Annotated in this window: 19 protein-coding genes and 1 pseudogene; 10 read left to right on the top strand and 10 right to left on the bottom strand. The window is 65.4% G+C overall.

Annotated features, from left to right (window positions below):
* Nucleotides 1–761 precede the first annotated feature (761 nt).
* The 4 genes from ATM97_RS32265 to ATM97_RS32250 form a co-directional block, all read right to left on the bottom strand.
* Complete coding sequence (locus ATM97_RS32265; protein ID WP_218721998.1) at nt 762–1,721, bottom strand: hypothetical protein; 960 nt, start codon at nt 1,719–1,721, stop codon at nt 762–764.
* Nucleotides 1,722–1,843: 122 nt separating this feature from the next.
* Nucleotides 1,844–2,134, bottom strand: a complete 291-nt coding sequence (locus ATM97_RS32260; RefSeq protein WP_218721997.1) for a hypothetical protein — start codon at nt 2,132–2,134, stop codon at nt 1,844–1,846.
* The gene (locus tag ATM97_RS32255) at nt 2,135–2,545 is read right to left on the bottom strand and encodes an SAV_915 family protein (RefSeq protein ID WP_308248699.1); all 411 of its coding nucleotides are present in this window, start codon (nt 2,543–2,545) and stop codon (nt 2,135–2,137) included.
* A 341-nt stretch (nt 2,546–2,886) separates the two neighbouring features.
* A complete protein-coding gene (locus tag ATM97_RS32250) occupies nt 2,887–4,008 on the bottom strand; it encodes a serine hydrolase (RefSeq protein ID WP_218721996.1) in 1,122 nt (373 codons plus the stop codon).
* Between the two features lie 204 nt (nt 4,009–4,212).
* Between ATM97_RS32250 and ATM97_RS32245 the strand changes: the two genes are divergently transcribed.
* Entirely contained in the window at nt 4,213–4,560 is a 348-nt protein-coding gene (locus ATM97_RS32245; RefSeq protein ID WP_218721995.1) for a DoxX family protein, read from the top strand.
* Between the two features lie 148 nt (nt 4,561–4,708).
* Here the strand turns inward: ATM97_RS32245 and ATM97_RS32240 are convergent, their stop codons facing one another.
* The 3 genes from ATM97_RS32240 to ATM97_RS32230 all read right to left on the bottom strand — a co-directional run bounded on the left by ATM97_RS32240 (nt 4,709) and on the right by ATM97_RS32230 (nt 6,418).
* On the bottom strand, nt 4,709–5,044 hold the full coding sequence (locus tag ATM97_RS32240; protein WP_218721994.1) for a hypothetical protein: 336 nt from the start codon (nt 5,042–5,044) through the stop codon (nt 4,709–4,711).
* 152 nt (nt 5,045–5,196) lie between these two features.
* Entirely contained in the window at nt 5,197–5,877 is a 681-nt protein-coding gene (locus ATM97_RS32235) for a hypothetical protein (protein WP_218721993.1), read from the bottom strand.
* A 4-nt stretch (nt 5,878–5,881) separates the two neighbouring features.
* Entirely contained in the window at nt 5,882–6,418 is a 537-nt protein-coding gene (locus ATM97_RS32230; RefSeq protein WP_218721992.1) for a hypothetical protein, read from the bottom strand.
* 509 nt (nt 6,419–6,927) lie between these two features.
* On the opposite strand from ATM97_RS32230, the gene ATM97_RS32225 reads away from it, so the two are divergent.
* From ATM97_RS32225 to ATM97_RS32210, 4 genes are read left to right on the top strand one after another with little or no spacing between them, the layout of a single operon-like run.
* Nucleotides 6,928–7,290: a hypothetical protein gene (locus tag ATM97_RS32225; RefSeq protein ID WP_218721991.1), complete on the top strand. Its 363-nt coding sequence runs from the start codon at nt 6,928–6,930 to the stop codon at nt 7,288–7,290.
* 3 nt (nt 7,291–7,293) lie between these two features.
* Entirely contained in the window at nt 7,294–7,920 is a 627-nt protein-coding gene (locus ATM97_RS32220; RefSeq protein WP_218721990.1) for a DUF3558 domain-containing protein, read from the top strand.
* A 2-nt stretch (nt 7,921–7,922) separates the two neighbouring features.
* Nucleotides 7,923–9,275 (top strand): hypothetical protein, encoded by a 1,353-nt coding sequence (locus ATM97_RS32215; protein ID WP_218721989.1) that lies wholly within the window; start codon nt 7,923–7,925, stop codon nt 9,273–9,275.
* Nucleotides 9,272–9,976: an ESX secretion-associated protein EspG gene (locus tag ATM97_RS32210; RefSeq protein WP_218721988.1), complete on the top strand. Its 705-nt coding sequence runs from the start codon at nt 9,272–9,274 to the stop codon at nt 9,974–9,976. Before ATM97_RS32215 ends, ATM97_RS32210 begins: the two co-directional genes overlap by 4 nt.
* A 59-nt stretch (nt 9,977–10,035) precedes the next feature.
* Here ATM97_RS32210 and ATM97_RS32205 read toward each other — a convergent pair whose 3' ends face one another.
* A complete protein-coding gene (locus ATM97_RS32205) occupies nt 10,036–10,776 on the bottom strand; it encodes an NADPH-dependent F420 reductase (RefSeq protein ID WP_218721987.1) in 741 nt (246 codons plus the stop codon).
* Between the two features lie 110 nt (nt 10,777–10,886).
* Between ATM97_RS32205 and ATM97_RS32200 the strand changes: the two genes are divergently transcribed.
* The 3 genes from ATM97_RS32200 to ATM97_RS32190 all read left to right on the top strand — a co-directional run bounded on the left by ATM97_RS32200 (nt 10,887) and on the right by ATM97_RS32190 (nt 13,327).
* Complete coding sequence (locus ATM97_RS32200; RefSeq protein WP_218721986.1) at nt 10,887–11,273, top strand: helix-turn-helix domain-containing protein; 387 nt, start codon at nt 10,887–10,889, stop codon at nt 11,271–11,273.
* 129 nt (nt 11,274–11,402) lie between these two features.
* Nucleotides 11,403–12,641: a cell wall metabolism sensor histidine kinase WalK gene (locus ATM97_RS32195; RefSeq protein WP_218721985.1), complete on the top strand. Its 1,239-nt coding sequence runs from the start codon at nt 11,403–11,405 to the stop codon at nt 12,639–12,641.
* A complete protein-coding gene (locus tag ATM97_RS32190) occupies nt 12,638–13,327 on the top strand; it encodes a response regulator transcription factor (RefSeq protein WP_019049472.1) in 690 nt (229 codons plus the stop codon). The genes ATM97_RS32195 and ATM97_RS32190 overlap by 4 nt, the downstream gene beginning before the upstream one ends.
* A gap of 60 nt (nt 13,328–13,387) precedes the next feature.
* Here the strand turns inward: ATM97_RS32190 and ATM97_RS32185 are convergent, their stop codons facing one another.
* Together ATM97_RS32185 and ATM97_RS32180 are read right to left on the bottom strand one after the other, a co-directional pair.
* Nucleotides 13,388–13,717 carry a hypothetical protein gene (locus tag ATM97_RS32185; RefSeq protein ID WP_218721984.1) on the bottom strand — a complete coding sequence of 110 codons (330 nt, stop codon included), beginning with the start codon at nt 13,715–13,717 and terminating at the stop codon, nt 13,388–13,390.
* A gap of 70 nt (nt 13,718–13,787) precedes the next feature.
* Nucleotides 13,788–14,666 carry a hypothetical protein gene (locus ATM97_RS32180; protein ID WP_308248698.1) on the bottom strand — a complete coding sequence of 293 codons (879 nt, stop codon included), beginning with the start codon at nt 14,664–14,666 and terminating at the stop codon, nt 13,788–13,790.
* Between the two features lie 65 nt (nt 14,667–14,731).
* Here ATM97_RS32180 and ATM97_RS32175 point away from each other — a divergent pair, with 65 nt between their 5' ends.
* Both ATM97_RS32175 and ATM97_RS32170 read left to right on the top strand, forming a co-directional pair.
* Nucleotides 14,732–15,715, top strand: a complete 984-nt coding sequence (locus ATM97_RS32175; protein ID WP_218721983.1) for a Ppx/GppA phosphatase family protein — start codon at nt 14,732–14,734, stop codon at nt 15,713–15,715.
* Nucleotides 15,712–16,251 (top strand): annotated as a pseudogene (locus tag ATM97_RS32170) (hypothetical protein); the annotation flags it as partial. The gene ATM97_RS32175 and the pseudogene ATM97_RS32170, both read left to right, overlap by 4 nt.

Below are 16,251 nucleotides of genomic sequence, written 5' to 3'. Positions count from 1 at the left end.
ATCTAACCAGCACGGTTCGGTCGACAGAGAACCTGGGGCATTCGAGTACAATCCACCCGGTGTGTGGCGGGCGATCGAGGTTCCAGAACGGATTCGGTCTACCCGCGATATAAGAGTGCAGTAAGTAATATGTGGAGCTCCACCGTGCACCACTCAGGCCCACAATGTCGATAATTGGTACCTGGTCGAATGATGTCCGAACTCTGTTGACATCGTCCCAAAGTAAGCGGGTCCGCGAACTCCAGCCTTCATGAATGATCTCGCTGGACGTGAGTAGAAGCTTTCCCGGTCGAATTCGCCCGATCAATGCTGCCGCAAGTGGGATTGTCGCAATCGTGCCGATTGAAGCGAGGATCAGAACGAAGTGCCAGTACGCTCTCCATGCGGTCGTTGCAGTCTCATACGCTGCTGGTAGAAAAGTAGCTGCGAAGCAAAGCCACGTCGTTTGCTGGGCCCAGAAATATATCTTCGAGCCGGGGGCGATAGTGGCAGTATTTCCAGCCACGGCTCCCGGTCGGAGGTCGCCACGGTGAAATATCTGGGTGTACTGGGTTAGTGCAACGACAAGCAGGCATGCCATTCCAGCTGCGAAAATTGCGATGTACTTCGCGGCGGCAACGGCCGTGTTGTCACCACTTCGCCACATCGCTGCGCTGATGGCCGCGAGGAGTGCGACGAGCGCGGAAAGACCGACTATCGAAACGATCTGCCGACGTGTCTGTCCCGGCGGTAATATCCACGGAGTATTATTCTTGCGCCTATCAGAAGATCGCATTCCACGCCTTCGAAACGCCGCCGCCGATTGCATCTCCGGTGGCCTCCAGCGCATCCAATCCGCCGTTGACGGCACCACCTACGCTGAGGCCATCTGTGTAGAGCGAATCGACTGCCCCCGAAGTGAAAATGCCAGCGCTGGCACCCACGACGGCGCCTGCGAGGGCGCCGACTGCAGTCCCTGGGCCCGGAATAATCGACCCGACAGCCGCGCCGACCGCGACGGACGCCGCGAAACCGGCTGCACCGGATACAACTGCCTGTTCGACCGGTTTGCCGTTGTAGATGTCGTAGCCGATTCCTGCGACGGCGAGCGCGCCGCCGACTTTCAGTCCAATCGTCTTACCTCTGGCCTTTGCCTTATCCGCGTCGTCCAGGGCCTTTCCGGCGTTCTGCATCTGCTCACGTGACCAATCCATGTCACGATAGATCGTTTCGCGTGGCGTTCCAGCGGGCGCATTCTTCGCCTCGATGAGCGCCTTCAGCGCGTCGCTGGATGCTTGGGCGGCAGTGGAACGCAACATCGACGAGTTGAGTACTGCGCGGGCAGCGGCACCACCGCCGACCAGATCTCCCACGACGAGAAACCACTTGTCTTTGATGTCGTTCTGCATGTTGGTCCAGGTGTTACCCCAGAATGTCTCTCGCTGTCTGACCAGGCCCGCCGCTTGGACTGCCGTATTATATGCGGCCATCTTATCGGGATCATCGCCGTTGGGTTCTTCGATTACCTGATCATCCCGTACAGACAACCCGGCCTCGGTGGCTTTTGTTCGAATGGTCTCCATGTCGGTCTGGGCCAATTGAATATCGCCAGCAAGGGTGTCGAAATGTGTCGCGTAGGTTCGCACATCATTGGCGAATGTATCTGTCTTGTTGAAGGCGCCGCGGACCTTCGTGGCGAATACCTCACCGGATTCGCCATCCCAGCCGGCCTCGGCAAGCATTCTGACGCCATTCAGGTCGGTTGCAGATTCATCCAGTTGGTGAGCCAAGGAATCGCGTAGCCAACTTGCGACAGCGCGGGTACTAGCTGCATCTCCGTCTATCTTTGTATTCAGGGCCACTTCTACAAGGCCTTCCAATTCTCTCGGAGGAGTTCGTCTGCAGTAGTGTCATCCTGCTCCTTGTATTTCGTTGCAGCATCGGTTACCGCACTAGCGCTAGCTCCCATTCCGAGTACGAGGTTGCCTGCGCTCTCCAGGAGTACGGACAGTATGGCCAGAGCCGATGGGTTTACCGAACCTGCATCAAATGAAGCGGGCGTCTTTTCGCTGGTTCCATCGAGTTCGGTGCTGGATGTCGTCAAGGTTCTGGAAATTGTTTCAAGGGCGTTGAAATCGATGTATAGCTCAGCCATTCAAACACTTCCCCATCTGTGTTCTGTGGGTATGTCCAGGTCGAGGAGAAGTAAGTCGAACGGCTGCTCGCCTTGAAGCGCATCCAGGGCGACGACCGGTGTCCACATCCATGGCTGATCTTCTCCACAGCATTCAAGGAGTCGGTCGAGCGCCGAGTAAGCCAGGCAGGCTATGCGGCCATCCCGTGTCTGTCGTAACATGATTTGTGCTTGCTCGACCTTGTCGACTTCCGAAAGGATTGGCAGATATACGACAGGTGGGAACCTTTTTGGCAACTTTGCGTTCTGGCGAAGCCTGATGTCAGGTGTCGTTCCCTGGTTGGCGTCAATTTTACGTCGATCTGTGACCGACTGGCCATCCCATGGCCTATTGAAATCTTCGTATCGATTGTAGTAGCTATTTTCAGGCACAGCACTCCTGGATTGAACGTATTTGTACACGAGCCGTCATATGTGCATAATTCGAGTTAAGCAAACATATCCCCCCACCATATTCTGCGCGTCGACACGGACCGCGACTGCCGCCTACACTCTGACGGTCACTGTGGAGCGTGTCAAGAAGCGTCACTGGGGCATGAAGTCGTTCGCTTGTTGGTTTGAATGTTGACTTCGGTGGATCACCGGGCGCATCGAGTGAGAGGAGAGCGGTTTCGGTGGTGGCACAGTTGCGCCGCCGCCACCAGGGCCGCAGGTAGTCGATATGCCGAACGGCCCCGCATCGTTCGCACGGTGCGGGGCCGATCCGTTGCCGGTCAGTCGCACAGCGCGTGGGTGAGCAGCGTGCCGATCTCCGTGGCGGTGGGCATGCCGGTGAAGGAGAAGGTGACCGCTCGTCCGCCTTCGGTGGCGCCGGAGACGGCGGTGAAGCCCCGCACACCGCCGATGTGGCCGACGAAACGGGCGCCGCACGGTAGCCGGGTGTAGCCGACGCCGAGGCCGTAGGACATGCCGTCGTCGCCGCCCATATCGACCCCGTCGAGCATGGGCAGCAGTTGTGTCAGCGACACCACCCGACCGGCCAGCAGCGCGGTGTAGAAGCGATTGAGGTCGGCCCCGGTGCTGACCAGCGCGCCGGACGCCCACGGAACCGACGGCTCCATCAGCGTTTCGTCGGTGACGGTGCCGTCGACGGTGGTGTAGCCGGTCGGATGCGGATCGCGCAGACCGGTCTCGCCGGTGGCCGGAAGGTACGTGCCCGACAGCCCCAGCGGCGTGAGGATCCGTTCACGCAGCTCGTCACCGTAGGCGCGTCCGGTCACCGCCTCGATCAGCATCCCCGCGACGATGTAGTTGGTATTCGTGTACTCGAACCGCGCACCCGGGCTGAACCGCGCCGGGTACCGCAGCGCGAGGGCGATCTCCTGCGCGGGGGTGAAGGTGCGTCCGAGCTGTGCCGCCGTGTGCTCGTTCACGCCCAGGGCATCGATCGGCTCGGGCAGCCCGCTGCGATGACCCAGGATCTGCCGAACCGTGATGACGCGACCGTCGATGCCGTCCCCGGTGAGCAGCCCGGGTAGGTACATATCGACCGGCCGATCGAGCTCGACCTCGCCCTCGGTCACCAGTTGCAGCACGACCGCGGCGGTGAAGGTCTTGGTGATACTGCCGACCCGGACATGCTGCGGCGGATCGGTGGGCATCGGCGTCGTGAGGTCGGTCGTGCCCGCGGCCAGGACGATGGTGCCGTTGTCGGTGAGCGTCGCGAGCGCGCCGACAGCGCCGGAGCTGATCAGCTCGTCGAGATCCGCCTGAACGGTGTCCGCACGGACAGCGGCACCCGAGGGCACGGACAGCGGCTCCGCCGCACCGGTCGTGCAGGACGACAGCAGCACGGCGGTTGTGCAGATCGCGAGAGCAAGAACTCGGGTACGCATGATCCGACGGTAGAAATCCCCGACCGCCACGCGCATCGGTCTTCGGTACTGCCACCGCCTCGGACCGGAGTACGGGGCCCGACCGACGAATCACCAGATGACACCCCAGGATTCAGCGATCAGCCCCGCGATGTCACACCCACCTCGGCTACGTCGTCACCTCGGTAGACGCCGCGAAAACGCGGCTGTCGAAGGAGGCTCCCCATGCACACCGCGTACATCATCGTCACCGTCATCGCCGCCCTCTGGATCGGCTTCTCGGCCTTCTCGCTGCTCCGCCGAGCCCCCTTCGTAGTCGACCCCCTGATCGACTACGGCGTCCCCCCAACCTGGTGGACCCCCCTCGGCCTCGCCAAAGCCGCAGGCGCCCTCGGCCTGCTCCTCGGCCTCTGGGTCCCCGCCCTCGGCATCACCGCCGCCATCGCCCTCATCCTCTACTTCCTCGGCGCGGTCATCACGGTCCTACGCGCCCGCTCGTACAAGACTGTCGCTTTCCCAGTCCTGTACCTTCTCCCGGTCGCGGTAGCCCTGGGCCTCGGCGTCGCCGGCTGATCCCGCCGCCAAACCGACGAGGCCGAGCGCTTTCATCGCGATCGGCCTCGTTCTATCGGGATAGACCGGCGCTGGTCAATCGAGAACGCCCGAACCCGCCGGAACTCTGCACGAACATGCGTGGGCATTACCATTGTCGTAAACCCTGTCATCGACGCCCAATCCTCGAGAGATCGAACCCCACTCCGATCACGACCATCCAGACGAGTACTGCCATCGATCCAGTTGCCAGCAACGCGATTTCCGTAGCTGCGAGCGTGATTATGTTGATCCACAGCATAGACTTCGCAATGCGTATAGAATTGGCGCTCGCGCCCTGTCGGCAGACGGTGACTCCCGTAGCGGAAAAAACCAGCGCCGATATTGCCGACAATGCAATGATGATTTTGTTGGAATTCGATATCTCCGTCGCAAATGGATCGGAGAGATGGGACAGGACCGCTAGAGTGGCGGACGTGGCTAGCATCAGTACGGCAATGCTCACAGCGGTTATTGCGCGGACTAGCGTGCCGTCTCGATTTCGATGACTTATGTCGTTGGATTCAGTGGGCCTACTCATCATGTGGCTTTCACCGACCAGTCGGCATCGCCGTCCTTGACCGTAGCGTCATTATACTTCCCGGAGTCGGAGACCGGCTAATGCCCGTCTGGAAATCCTTGGGGATTGTCAAGTTCAACCTGAAGGGCCTGCGCCTGGGTTACTGCGGAGTTGATGATTGCCACCATTCCTGTGATTATTGCTGTTACCATTGCAGCGAATTTTGCAGCCGTAACGAGCCCGGCGATGGCTGCCGGAATAGCGCCGACTCCAGTTCCAGCGGCACCGACCTCCATCATCGCTTCGACGATGACAGAAATGCAGACGCCCAGCAGGGAGGCGTAAAACGCGACGCCAGCCGTTCCGACCGTAATCATCGCTGACCGGGCCGCGTTGGCGATTGTGCCTACGCGAGCAGTGGCTGTCCGCTGAGGTGTGATCACCGCTCCATACGCGGTCGCCGCTGTACCCTGCCAGTAGCTGTCAACTTTTACGGCGGTGGATTCGAGGTCTGACGCCATGGTGTTGGCTTCCTTGGTGAAGTCGGTCCAGCCGAACGACGTGCTTATGAAGAAGCCGGGCGCTGCAATCCCCTTCAGTTGCTCGACGAATGATTCCCAAAGCTTCTTGACGCTATCCGCGAACAGATTGCCTAGCCTGATAATTTCGTCGCCATTGCACAGTGCATATCTGACGATCATGGTTTCGGCCGCGTCACTGATGGCGGATTGGATGTTGTTGGGTAGGTTTGACAACTGGCGCATTAATTGTCGACTCACCTGATCAATCCGGAGGAAACTCGGTGGCGATTTCCGAGGCCAGTTCGATGAGCTTCCCCTCGGTTGCGGATCGAGAAGTTTCGATGTCGCCCTGAGGCAGATCGAATCGGAGGCTGAACCAAATCTTTCCCTTGCTCTGCGGGACTACAAGGTCGCAGTACGGCTTGTCGTAAACCGCCTCCGTGACACACCCGATTTCGCCAGCTCGGCCGGAAACCTGAATTGCGCGAAACTCCCGAGTTCCGATCTTTGGTAACCCAGGGATCCAGTCGCTACTCGCGGCGACCTGCAATGTGTAGTCCTGGCCGATAGCGCCGCTGCTGGCGTAGGTGCAGCTGGCGGAGGCCTCGCTCGCGGGTGCCATTCTCCCGTTCTGTGACAGGCTGGCGAGCTCGGGATCATCGAGATGGTGCCGACCGCGCAGTGCAGCCGAAACGTCGGTGCACGGGTTGAACGTGGTCGGAAACCCGATCTCATCTCTCGGCGACGAGGGCTCAGGCGCGCCACACGCGATCACCCCGCTCACTGATGCGAATGCCATGAAAGTCAGGATGCGGCCGCGCCTATTTTTCAGGCTTTGCCGGAACAACTACTTTTCCTGCCAGTGGTGAGTTTCACCGAGAGAGCGTGAATCTGGTCGATGTCGGCCTTGAGTATTGTTCTCCATGGGTTGACCGCACTCCGGCGGAAGTGAGTTCGGCGCGCGGCGGTAGTGACGCATTCAGCTGATCCGCCGTGCCGGATTCGGGAGATCGGATCTATCGCGCCGAGGCGGCTGCAAGTCGGGTGGCGCACTCGACGGCAGGTCGTCTCTACGTAGGTGGCTGGTCGCGACATTTCTCCCCCGTTCCATGTCCGGCGTGAGGCTACCAGTCAGCCGGCGCACCGACCTTGCCGGGAACGGACGCCGACAGCTGGGCGCTGTCCGGTGGGCCTCGGCCCGATGAGACGGGTGCGGCGTCTCAGGCCAGGTGTTGATCACAGCGTCATGTCGAGTGCGGAGGATCGGGCGCTAGGATGCCGGGGAGAGCACCGTTGGGAGGGGATCCTGTGGCTATCGGTGGGGATGCTGCCGCGCAGCTGTGGAATGCGGCGTCGTCGGGGCAGTTGACGATGGAGCCGGATGCGGCTCGGGAAGTGGCGCAGGCGTATCTGCGGTTCGCGGCCATGTGCGATGAGTGGGTCGTAGACGCTGAGCGGATGGTGAATGTCAGTGGTTTCGGGTCACTGAACTCTGCCCTGTCGTTGCAGCAGGGGTTCTCGAACAAGGCGATCGCTGCGAAGCAGGTGTTGCAGCAGCTGGCGACGGCAGCGAGGGGCATGGCAGATGGATATCTGCAGGCTGCGGGAATTCTGAGCGAGGCGGACCAGCTCAACGCGGATGCGTTGAGCGAGATAGCTAGGCAGGCATAACACATGAAAACGAGAGTGATCGCGGGCGGCGTCCTCGTTGCTCTGGCGGCCTCGGCGTGTAGCTCGTCGACCGGCACCGCCGGCCCCGAACCCTCGGCTCAGGGCGGGTCGTCCACGACCCAGGCGGCGCGTTCGACGCTGACCGACCCCAAGCTTCAGCCGCCATCCCAGGACAACAAGTACACGCAGTCGACCGGACGCTCGAAGGTGGTCTTCGACCCGTGCACTTGGATCAGCGACGCTGACATCACGGCCGTCGGATTCCAGCCGACGTCGCGGAAGCGGGGGTCGGACCTGGTTGCCGAGTACACCTTTTTGACCTGCGATTTCCGTGACTCGGGTAATACCGTCTCTCTCGGGCTGGACTCCGGCAACATCACGTGGGACGAGAACCTTCAGAAGAACGGCGCCTGGTTGCAGGAAACAACTGTCAACGGACGCCAGGCCGGACTGGTACGCGGCGACCCGGGCAGTGAGAACGCCTGCAAGGTGCACCTTCGAACCGAGGCCGGTGTCGTTTTCGTCAGGACCCTTGTCCTCAGCCTCGGCCAACGCCAGAACCTCGACCCCTGCGCCAACATCATGGAAATCGCCTCGGTCGTAGAGAAATCCATCGGTAAGGAGAACTGACCATGGCTGACGGGGGAGGGTCGCAGAATCCGCTGAGCGTGATTCTGCCGGGGCTGGATCAGCAGGTCAGCGGGCGGCAGCAGCAGTCCGGTGCCGAGAAGCAGCAGGAATCGCTCAGTCATGGCGGCGTCGATCCGAAGTACATCTCTGAATTCGAGCCGTTCGACGGGTTTTCACACGAGGACATCTACAACGCCGTGCAGCAGATGCAGCCCGGCGTGATGCAGCAGTTCGGTGATCAGTGGGTCGCGATGTTCACCGAGATCTCCGGTGCGGTGACCGGGCTGATGATCCAGACCGCGCGGGCGTCGTCGAGCCTGCACGGCGAGTTCGCCTCCGCCGGTGAGGCGGCTGGGCGGAAGTTCGTCACCGAGGCGACGGATGTGTACACGGTGTTGTCGGCGGTAGGTCATCGGGTGAAGGCCGCGGCCTACGGTGCCGAAGCGGTGAAAGTGGCTGTGCCGGCGCCGATCAACGCGACGGTGGTGACCGACCCGGGGACGTCGGTTCCCGCGACTCTGGCGGAACTCGCGGTTCCCGGGTCGGCGGCGACTACCGAGAGGGAAAAGGAAGACCGGCGCCTCCAGGCGATCGCGGCAATGAAGACGACCTACATGCCGACCTACGGCCCTGCCGGGGAGAACGTGCCGACCTTCGTCGCGCCCACCCAGCCGGGCACCGGAAACCCCCTTGATCCGGGCAGCGGTGGTGGCGGCTCGAACAACGGTGGCGCCACCACTGGCGGGAGCGGGACCACCACTGACGACGGGACGACGACCGGCGAGGACCCCGGCACCACCGAGGAAACCACGCAACCCGGGACGACCGACGACGAGACGACCACGGCGGGCACGGATACCGAGGACAGCGGCGGCTCCGACGACTCGCAGGGCGACGACAGCACCACCGATCCGGCTAGCACCACGCCCGCCTCGACGACACCGGCGTCGACCACCCCGGGAACGACGCCGGGGACCAGCCCGGGCGGTGGTGGTTCGCCGGGGTCCGGGTCGCCGGGTGGTTCGAGCCCGGGTGGCGCTGCGTTGACGCCGGGTGGGTCCGTGGCCGGTAGGGCGCCGGCGGGTGTCGGCCAAAACCTCGCTGCCGCCGGTATTTCCGGTGCGGCGGGTGCGGCTTCGGCTGGGCGCGGGATGAGTCCGGGCATGATGGGCGCGCCGGGTGCGCGGGGCGGCGGCAAGGACGACGAGCAGGAACACAGCGCGCCCGACTACCTGCGCCGGGTGCAGCCGGAGCTGTTCGGGGACGACATTCCCGCGGTGCCGGAAGCCATCGGCTCGGACGCGCCGGCGACCCGGGTCGCTGACCAGGATCAGGGCGGCGCGGGGGCATCGTGAGCTGGACCTTCACCGCCGACGAATTCGCCGTGGTCTGGCAAGGGGAGACCGGCGACGACCGGTACCCCTTCCCGCTGACCGTGTATTCGGACGCCCTGACCCAGAGCGAATACGAGGAGCTCGCCCGGGCCGCCGCGCAGCGCTGGCCCACCGGCGCCGATCCCGACCTGACCGCGGTGCTGCGGCACGCGGCGCGGCCGGACACCGCGATGGCGGCCTTCGACCAGGCCGGGCCCCGGTTGCGTGCCTATGGCGCGCGGTCGGGGGAGCGCGGGGTCGTGATCCGGCAGTACCACGACAACAGTGTCGAAGTGTTCTCCGGCAGTGCCGGAATGGTGTCGCGCGCGTTCGCCTCCTTCCTCGGCGAACTGCCCGCCGGGCAGGCCGGGCATCTCGTCGAGGACGTCGACCGGCTGGCCGCGCACTTCGAATCCTGGCAGCGCGCACCGGATTCCGTCGCCGAGCGGATGCACCGGCTCACGGCTGCCGAACGCGCCGCGTCCGGCCACATCGAGGCCAGGGTGGGGTTGCACGCCGCGCGCGCGATCCCGGCCCGCTACCTGACCTGGCTCGACGTCGCCGACGACGGCCGCTACCTCAGCTACCGGCGCTACCAGGATCTGCACATCGAACCCGCGGGCAAGCAACGCCTGATCGACGCGATCGAGGCCATCGCGACCGCTCCCGCGCGAGGTGACTGAGACCGGCGACCGTGCACCGGGGACCGCCGGGCCCGCGGCAGGTGGCGGAGGAAGACCACTTAGGAGTCGGCCACCGCGAACGCCGCCGACAGCGGGGGCAGCATGGCCCGTGCGTTCGCACCGGCGAACCACAAGCCGACGGTGAAGACCGAGGTGGCTTCCAGGTATTTCGCGCGATGCAGTCCGCCCGCGGGGAACGGTTGCAGGGCAAGGTCTTCGGCGAGAGACGCTACGGCGCGTACGGCCTCGGCGTTGTCACCGCAGAGCGGGACAGCCAGCCGCTCGCCGTCGAAGACGCGATCCGCGCCGGCCCAGACCTCGGCGGCGAGCAGGTTGAAGGCCTTGACCACGTGGGCTTTCGGAACGCTCGCCGCGATGCGTTCGGCCACCGCGTCCTCGCTCAGTACGAACGCGGTCACGCCCTCGGGTGCGGCCGCGTCGGGCAGGAAGGCGTTGGTGCAGTCGATGAGGACCTTTCCCGCCAAGGCGTCGCGGTGTTCGCCGAGCAAGAGGGTCAGGGCGTCCACCGGTACCGCCAGCAGCACGACGTCGGCGGCCGCGATCGCCGAGCCGATGTCCCCGGCGTGTACTGCGGGCTCGGCCGCCGAAGCGATGACAGCTGCCTCGGTGGATCCGGTCGCCGACGGGCGCGGATCGCGCGGAGTCGAGCTGATCCGGGCGGCCAGCTCGCGTCCGGCGTCGGCCGACCGCGCGCCGATCCACACCTCGTGACCCGCCGCCGCCCAGCCGCCGCCGAGCGCGGCCGCCATCGCACCCGCGCCGATGATTCCGATTCGCATGAGAACTCCCGAGATCCGTGGTTGCCGAGCCCGGTGGCATCGACAGCACCGACGGTAGGAATTCCGATGGGCACTCCCGGGTGCCTTTCGGCGGTGGCAGGCTGACTCGCATGACCGCGGTACCGGCCGAACCGGCGCAGTACGCGCCGTATGGCGACTACGAGTCCGACTGCCCCGCCAGGATGGGCGTGGATCTGTTCGGGAATTCCTGGCTACCCGTGATCGTGTACATGCTGCGGGATGGTCCGCTTCGTCACAGTGACCTCCGTACCGCCGTCGGTGGGATCAGCCAGAAGATGCTCACCCAGACGTTGCGGCGGATGGAACAGATGACGCTCGTACGCAGGCAGCGCTACGCCGAAGCGCCGCCGCGGGTGGAGTACGAACTCACCGAAGCCGGCCGCGATCTGCTCCAGCCGATTTATGCGCTCGGCGCATGGGTCGACCGGCACGGGGCCGCGGTGACCCTCGCGATGTACGGCGAACCGGCGGACTGACACGCCCGCCGACACTCCAGGTGCCTGCCGGGTGAACGGCACGAGAACGCCACGCCAAGGGCCTGTGACCTGCGCGAAACTTCGACGACCCGCCACCGATACGTCGGTCGGCACTCGTACGATCAAAGTGTGAGTGTTCCGCAGGCCGTGCTGTTGGCAGTCCTCGCGGCTGTCGTCGGACTGGCAGTCGGAGGCCTGCTGATCCCGTACGTCAACGCCAGACAGGCCGCCCGCACCCAGGAAGACACCGGGCTGACCATGTCGCAGGTGCTCGACCTGATCGTGCTGGCGTCCGAGAGCGGCATCGCCGTCGTCGACGAGTACCGCGACGTGGTGCTGGTGAACCCGCGCGCGGAGGAACTCGGCCTGGTCCGCAACCGGTTGCTCGACGAACGCGCGTGGGCCGCGGTGGAGAAGGTGCTGGCCACCGGCGAGTCCGCCGAATACGACCTCACCGCCAAGAACCCGCTGCCCGGCCGTGGCCGGATCGCCGTGCGCGGCATCGCCCGCAAGCTCTCGCGCGAGGAGACCAGCTTCGTCGTGCTCTTCGCCGACGACGACTCCGAGCAGGCGCGCATGGAGGCGACCAGGCGCGATTTCGTCGCCAACGTCAGCCACGAGCTCAAGACCCCCGTCGGCGCGATGAGCCTGCTCGCTGAGGCCATGCTGGAATCCGCCGACGATCCCGACGCGGTGCGCCACTTCGGCTCGCGCGTGCTGGCCGAATCGCGGCGCCTGGGCAAGATGGTGACCGAGCTGATCGCGCTCTCGCGGCTGCAGGGCGCCGAGAAGCTGCCCGATCTGGCCGTCGTCGACGTCGACACCGTGGTGCAGCAGGCCGTGGACCGGTCGCGCACCGCCGCCGAGGCCGCCGGCATCACCGTCAGCACCGACCGGCCCAGCGGGCTGGAAGTGCTCGGCGACGAGACGCTGCTGGTCACCGCGCTGTCGAACCTGGTGGAGAACGCCATCGCGTACTCGCCGCAGGGTTCGCACGTGTCGGTGAGCCGGTCGCTGCGCGGCGATCACGTCGCGATGGCCGTCACCGACCGTGGCATCGGTATCGCCAAGGAAGACCAGGAGCGGGTGTTCGAGCGGTTCTTCCGCTCGGACAAGGCGCGCTCGCGGTCCACCGGCGGCACCGGGCTCGGCCTGGCCATCGTCAAACACGTGGCGGCCAACCACAACGGTGAGATCACCCTGTGGAGCAAACTGGGCACCGGCTCGACGTTCACGCTGCGCATCCCCGCCCATCTGGAAACCGATGGGGACGAGGACGCGGAGCAGACGCCGGAGCTCGCCACGAGAGAACCCATCATCCAGCGCACCCCCGCTGGACGAACGAACGGTGTGGAGGCACGCAGATGACGAGTGTGTTGATCGTCGAGGACGAGGAGTCGCTGGCCGATCCGCTGGCGTTCCTGCTGCGCAAGGAGGGCTTCGACGTCACCGTCGTCGGCGACGGTCCGTCCGCGCTGGCCGAGTTCGACCGCTCCGGCGCCGACATCGTGCTGCTGGACCTGATGCTGCCCGGCATGAGCGGCACCGACGTCTGCAAGCAGCTGCGCACCCGCAGCGGCGTGCCGGTGATCATGGTGACCGCCCGCGACAGCGAGATCGACAAGGTCGTGGGCCTGGAACTGGGCGCCGACGACTACGTCACCAAGCCGTACTCGGCGCGCGAGCTGATCGCCCGCATCCGCGCCGTGCTGCGCCGCGGCGCGGGCGACGAGCTGGACTCCGGCAGCGAGAACGGCGTGCTCGAGGCCGGTCCGGTGCGGATGGACGTGGACCGGCACACGGTCCACGTCAACGGCGGGCAGGTCACCCTGCCGCTCAAGGAGTTCGACCTGCTCGAATACCTGCTGCGCAACTCCGGCCGCGTGCTCACCCGTGGGCAGCTCATCGACCGCGTCTGGGGCGCCGACTACGTCGGTGACACCAAGACCCTGGATGTGCACGTCAAGCGCCTGCGCTCGAAGATCGAGGCCGATCCGGCCAAGCCCGAGCACCTGGTCACCGTGCGTGGCCTGGGGTACAAGCTCGAAGCCTGATCCCGCGAACGAACAGAGCCCCGTCGGTCGGACCGACGGGGCTCTCGTGTTCGGAGGGAATTAGATCGTGCTCCAGGCGGCGCCGAGCGGGGTGTCGATCTTGCGCAGCGGGACCCAGCCCCACGGGTCTTCCTGCATGCAGTCGTAGATCGCCACGTCGGTGCCGGTGCCACGGCAGGCGATCGTGGTCGAGGTGCCCTGCGGGCTGACGATGATGTACTTGCCGTCCTGCGCCGCGGTCAGCGCCTCGGGGGAGTTGTAGTTCACGAAGCTCGAGGTGAAGTCCGCGTACTTGGCCGGGTCACCGTTCGGTTCGGCGTTGGCCAGGCCGGTCATGGAGAGGGTGGCGCCGATCACGAGGGTCGCCAGGGAGAGCGCTTTCTTCGACATGGATAACGATCCAACCCGACCGGAGTGACTTGCGCATGACCACGGGGTGAACCAGCAGGTTACGAGGTTTTCACGCGGACTGATTCGAAATGTGAGCCTCGGGGTGGATCCGCTCCGCCTCCACCGTCGCCGGATGCACCGCGATCAGGCCGAGGCCCTCGCGACGGCGGCACAGTTTCGCCAATTCCTCGTACGCGGGAGCGCCGAGCAGTTCCCGCAGTTCGGGACCGTAGGACTGCCAGACCGGCTTGGCGCCGACGTGCGCGTCGGGTGAGCCGGTGCAGTACCAATCCAGGTCGAGCCCGCCGGGACCCCAGCCGCGGCGGTCGTACTCGGTGACCACCGTGCGCAGGATCTGTTCTCCGTCAGGGCGTTCCACCCAATCCTGGGTGCGGCGGATCGGCAGCTGCCAGCAGACGTCGGGCTTCACCTCGAGCGGTTCGATGCCCTTGCGCACGGCCATGATGTGCAGCGCGCAGCCGGGACCCGCGGCGAAACCGGGCCGGTTGAGGAAGATGCAGGCGCCGTCGAAGCGGCGGGTCCGCAGGGCCGGTTCGTCCTCGAGCTCGTCGAGTTCGAGGTAACCCTTCTTGACCACCTTGCCGTTCTCGGTGGCCTCGCCCATCAGCTGCCAGTCCTCGGGTGTGAGCATCTTCACAGCACCGGCCAGGCGCTTGCGGTCGTCCTTGTCGGCGAGGAAAGCGCCGTGCGAGCAGCACCCGTCGTCGGGGCGGTCGGCGATGATGCCCTGACAGGCGGGGGTGCCGAACACGCACGACCAGCGCGACAGCAACCAGGTCAGGTCGGCGACGATCTGGTGCTCGTCGTTTGCTGGGTCGGTGAACTCGATCCACTCACGGGGGAAGTCGAGCTCGACCTCGGGGCTCGGGTCGATCTTTCGCCCAGGTCGGAGCCGGGTCTCCGCGGTGCCAGATGCGCCTTCGGTCACAACTTGTGACGCTAACAGTTCAGTCGCCTGACCTGTAGTACCGGATCACCAAGTACCGTATTCCTGTGCGGCTTGGTGTTCTCGATGTCGGAAGCAATACCGTTCACCTGCTCGTGGTGGACGCGCATCGTGGTGGTCACCCGATGCCGATGAGCTCGTCGAAGTCGGCGTTACGGCTCTCGGAGAACATGGACGGCGACGGGCGCATCACCGAGGCGGGCGAGGCGCGGCTGATCGCGACCATCGACGAGTTCGCCGATCTGGCGCGCAATTCCAAGTGCGTCGAGCTGATGCCGTTCGCCACGTCGGCCCTGCGTGAGGCCACCAACTCCGACGAGGTGCTGGCCCGGGTGCGCGCCATGACCGGGGTCGACCTGCAGGTGCTCTCCGGCGACGACGAAGCCAGGCTGACCTTCCTCGCGGTGCGCCGCTGGTTCGGCTGGAGCGCGGGCCGCATCATCAACCTCGATATCGGCGGCGGCTCGCTGGAGATGTCCAACGGCGGCGACGAGGAGCCCGATGTCGCGCTGTCGCTGCAGCTCGGCGCGGGCAGGCTGACCAGGGAGTGGTTGCGCGACGATCCGCCGGGCAAGCGCAAGATCGCGGTCCTGCGCGATTGGCTCGACGCCGAACTCGTCGTCCCCACCAAGACCATCATCGAGGCGGGCAAGCCCGACCTGGCCGTCGGCACCTCGAAGACGTTCCGCTCGCTGGCCAGGCTGACCGGAGCGGCACCCTCGGCCGCCGGTCCGCGGGTGCGCCGTACACTGACCAGCTCCGGTTTGCGCCAGCTGATCGCGTTCATCTCCCGGATGACCGCGGCCGACCGCGCGGAGCTGGAAGGCGTGAGTTCGGACCGGTCCCAGCAGTTGGTGGCCGGCGCACTGGTCGCGGAGGCGAGTATGCGGGCGTTGTCGCTCGACAGCATCGAGATCTGCCCATGGGCGCTGCGTGAAGGCCTGATCCTGCGCAAGCTGGATACCGAGCCGAACGGGGGTCCGGCCGTCGCCCCGCCGGTCGCCCCCGTGGCGAGAGCGGAGTCGGCATGAGCGGTGACGATTCGAAACAGCTATCGGTCGCCGAACTACTCGCGCGCAATGCCGCGCAGGGCGCCTCGCCGCCGGCCGGCGGTGGCGGTGGCAGGCGACGACGTAGTGGTCGCGGACTCTCGGTCAATGATCTGACCGGGGAGAACGCGGCCGTCCGGCCGACCTCGCACGCCGCGCCCGCTCCGGACCCCGAGCCGCCCGCCCCGGTCTATCAGCCCGAGCCCGCCCCTGCTCCCGTCTACGAACCTCCCGCGAGTTATCAGCCCGCGCCGTATCCGCCGCCGGGCCCGGCCGAGCCGGCGTTCTCGCCGATGTCGGGGCCGATCACCCGCTTCGATCCCCACTCGGGGTTCTCCGCTCCCGATCCGAACGATCCGCTCGGCGTGGCCGGTCCGCGCCCGGCGGCCGACCCCTTCGGCCCGTTCCGCGCCGAGGCGCGTGAGAGCGGGTCGCGCGGTGCCGGACGCGGTCCCGGCCGGCTGGGCGCGCCGAACTCGGCCCAGCCGGTCGATCCCGGTATCGCCGAGCTGTTCGGC

This window comes from Nocardia sp. MH4 (assembly GCF_019266065.1).
GTDB lineage: Bacteria > Actinomycetota > Actinomycetes > Mycobacteriales > Mycobacteriaceae > Nocardia > Nocardia canadensis.
The sequence above is the reverse complement of the archived record's forward strand: the minus strand, read 5'-3'. Positions and strand labels throughout refer to the sequence as shown.

What these genes read in the sequence shown, in the direction of transcription:
- ATM97_RS32200 (WP_218721986.1), top strand. Translation starts at nt 10,887, where the DNA reads ATGACCGCGGTACCGGCCGAACCGGCGCAGTACGCGCCGTATGGCGAC.
- ATM97_RS32245 (WP_218721995.1), top strand. Translation starts at nt 4,213, where the DNA reads ATGCACACCGCGTACATCATCGTCACCGTCATCGCCGCCCTCTGGATC.
- ATM97_RS32230 (WP_218721992.1), bottom strand. Translation starts at nt 6,418, where the DNA reads ATGGCATTCGCATCAGTGAGCGGGGTGATCGCGTGTGGCGCGCCTGAG.
- ATM97_RS32185 (WP_218721984.1), bottom strand. Translation starts at nt 13,717, where the DNA reads ATGTCGAAGAAAGCGCTCTCCCTGGCGACCCTCGTGATCGGCGCCACC.
- ATM97_RS32250 (WP_218721996.1), bottom strand. Translation starts at nt 4,008, where the DNA reads ATGCGTACCCGAGTTCTTGCTCTCGCGATCTGCACAACCGCCGTGCTG.
- ATM97_RS32215 (WP_218721989.1), top strand. Translation starts at nt 7,923, where the DNA reads ATGGCTGACGGGGGAGGGTCGCAGAATCCGCTGAGCGTGATTCTGCCG.
- ATM97_RS32260 (WP_218721997.1), bottom strand. Translation starts at nt 2,134, where the DNA reads ATGGCTGAGCTATACATCGATTTCAACGCCCTTGAAACAATTTCCAGA.
- ATM97_RS32220 (WP_218721990.1), top strand. Translation starts at nt 7,294, where the DNA reads ATGAAAACGAGAGTGATCGCGGGCGGCGTCCTCGTTGCTCTGGCGGCC.
- ATM97_RS32205 (WP_218721987.1), bottom strand. Translation starts at nt 10,776, where the DNA reads ATGCGAATCGGAATCATCGGCGCGGGTGCGATGGCGGCCGCGCTCGGC.
- ATM97_RS32265 (WP_218721998.1), bottom strand. Translation starts at nt 1,721, where the DNA reads ATGCTTGCCGAGGCCGGCTGGGATGGCGAATCCGGTGAGGTATTCGCC.
- ATM97_RS32190 (WP_019049472.1), top strand. Translation starts at nt 12,638, where the DNA reads ATGACGAGTGTGTTGATCGTCGAGGACGAGGAGTCGCTGGCCGATCCG.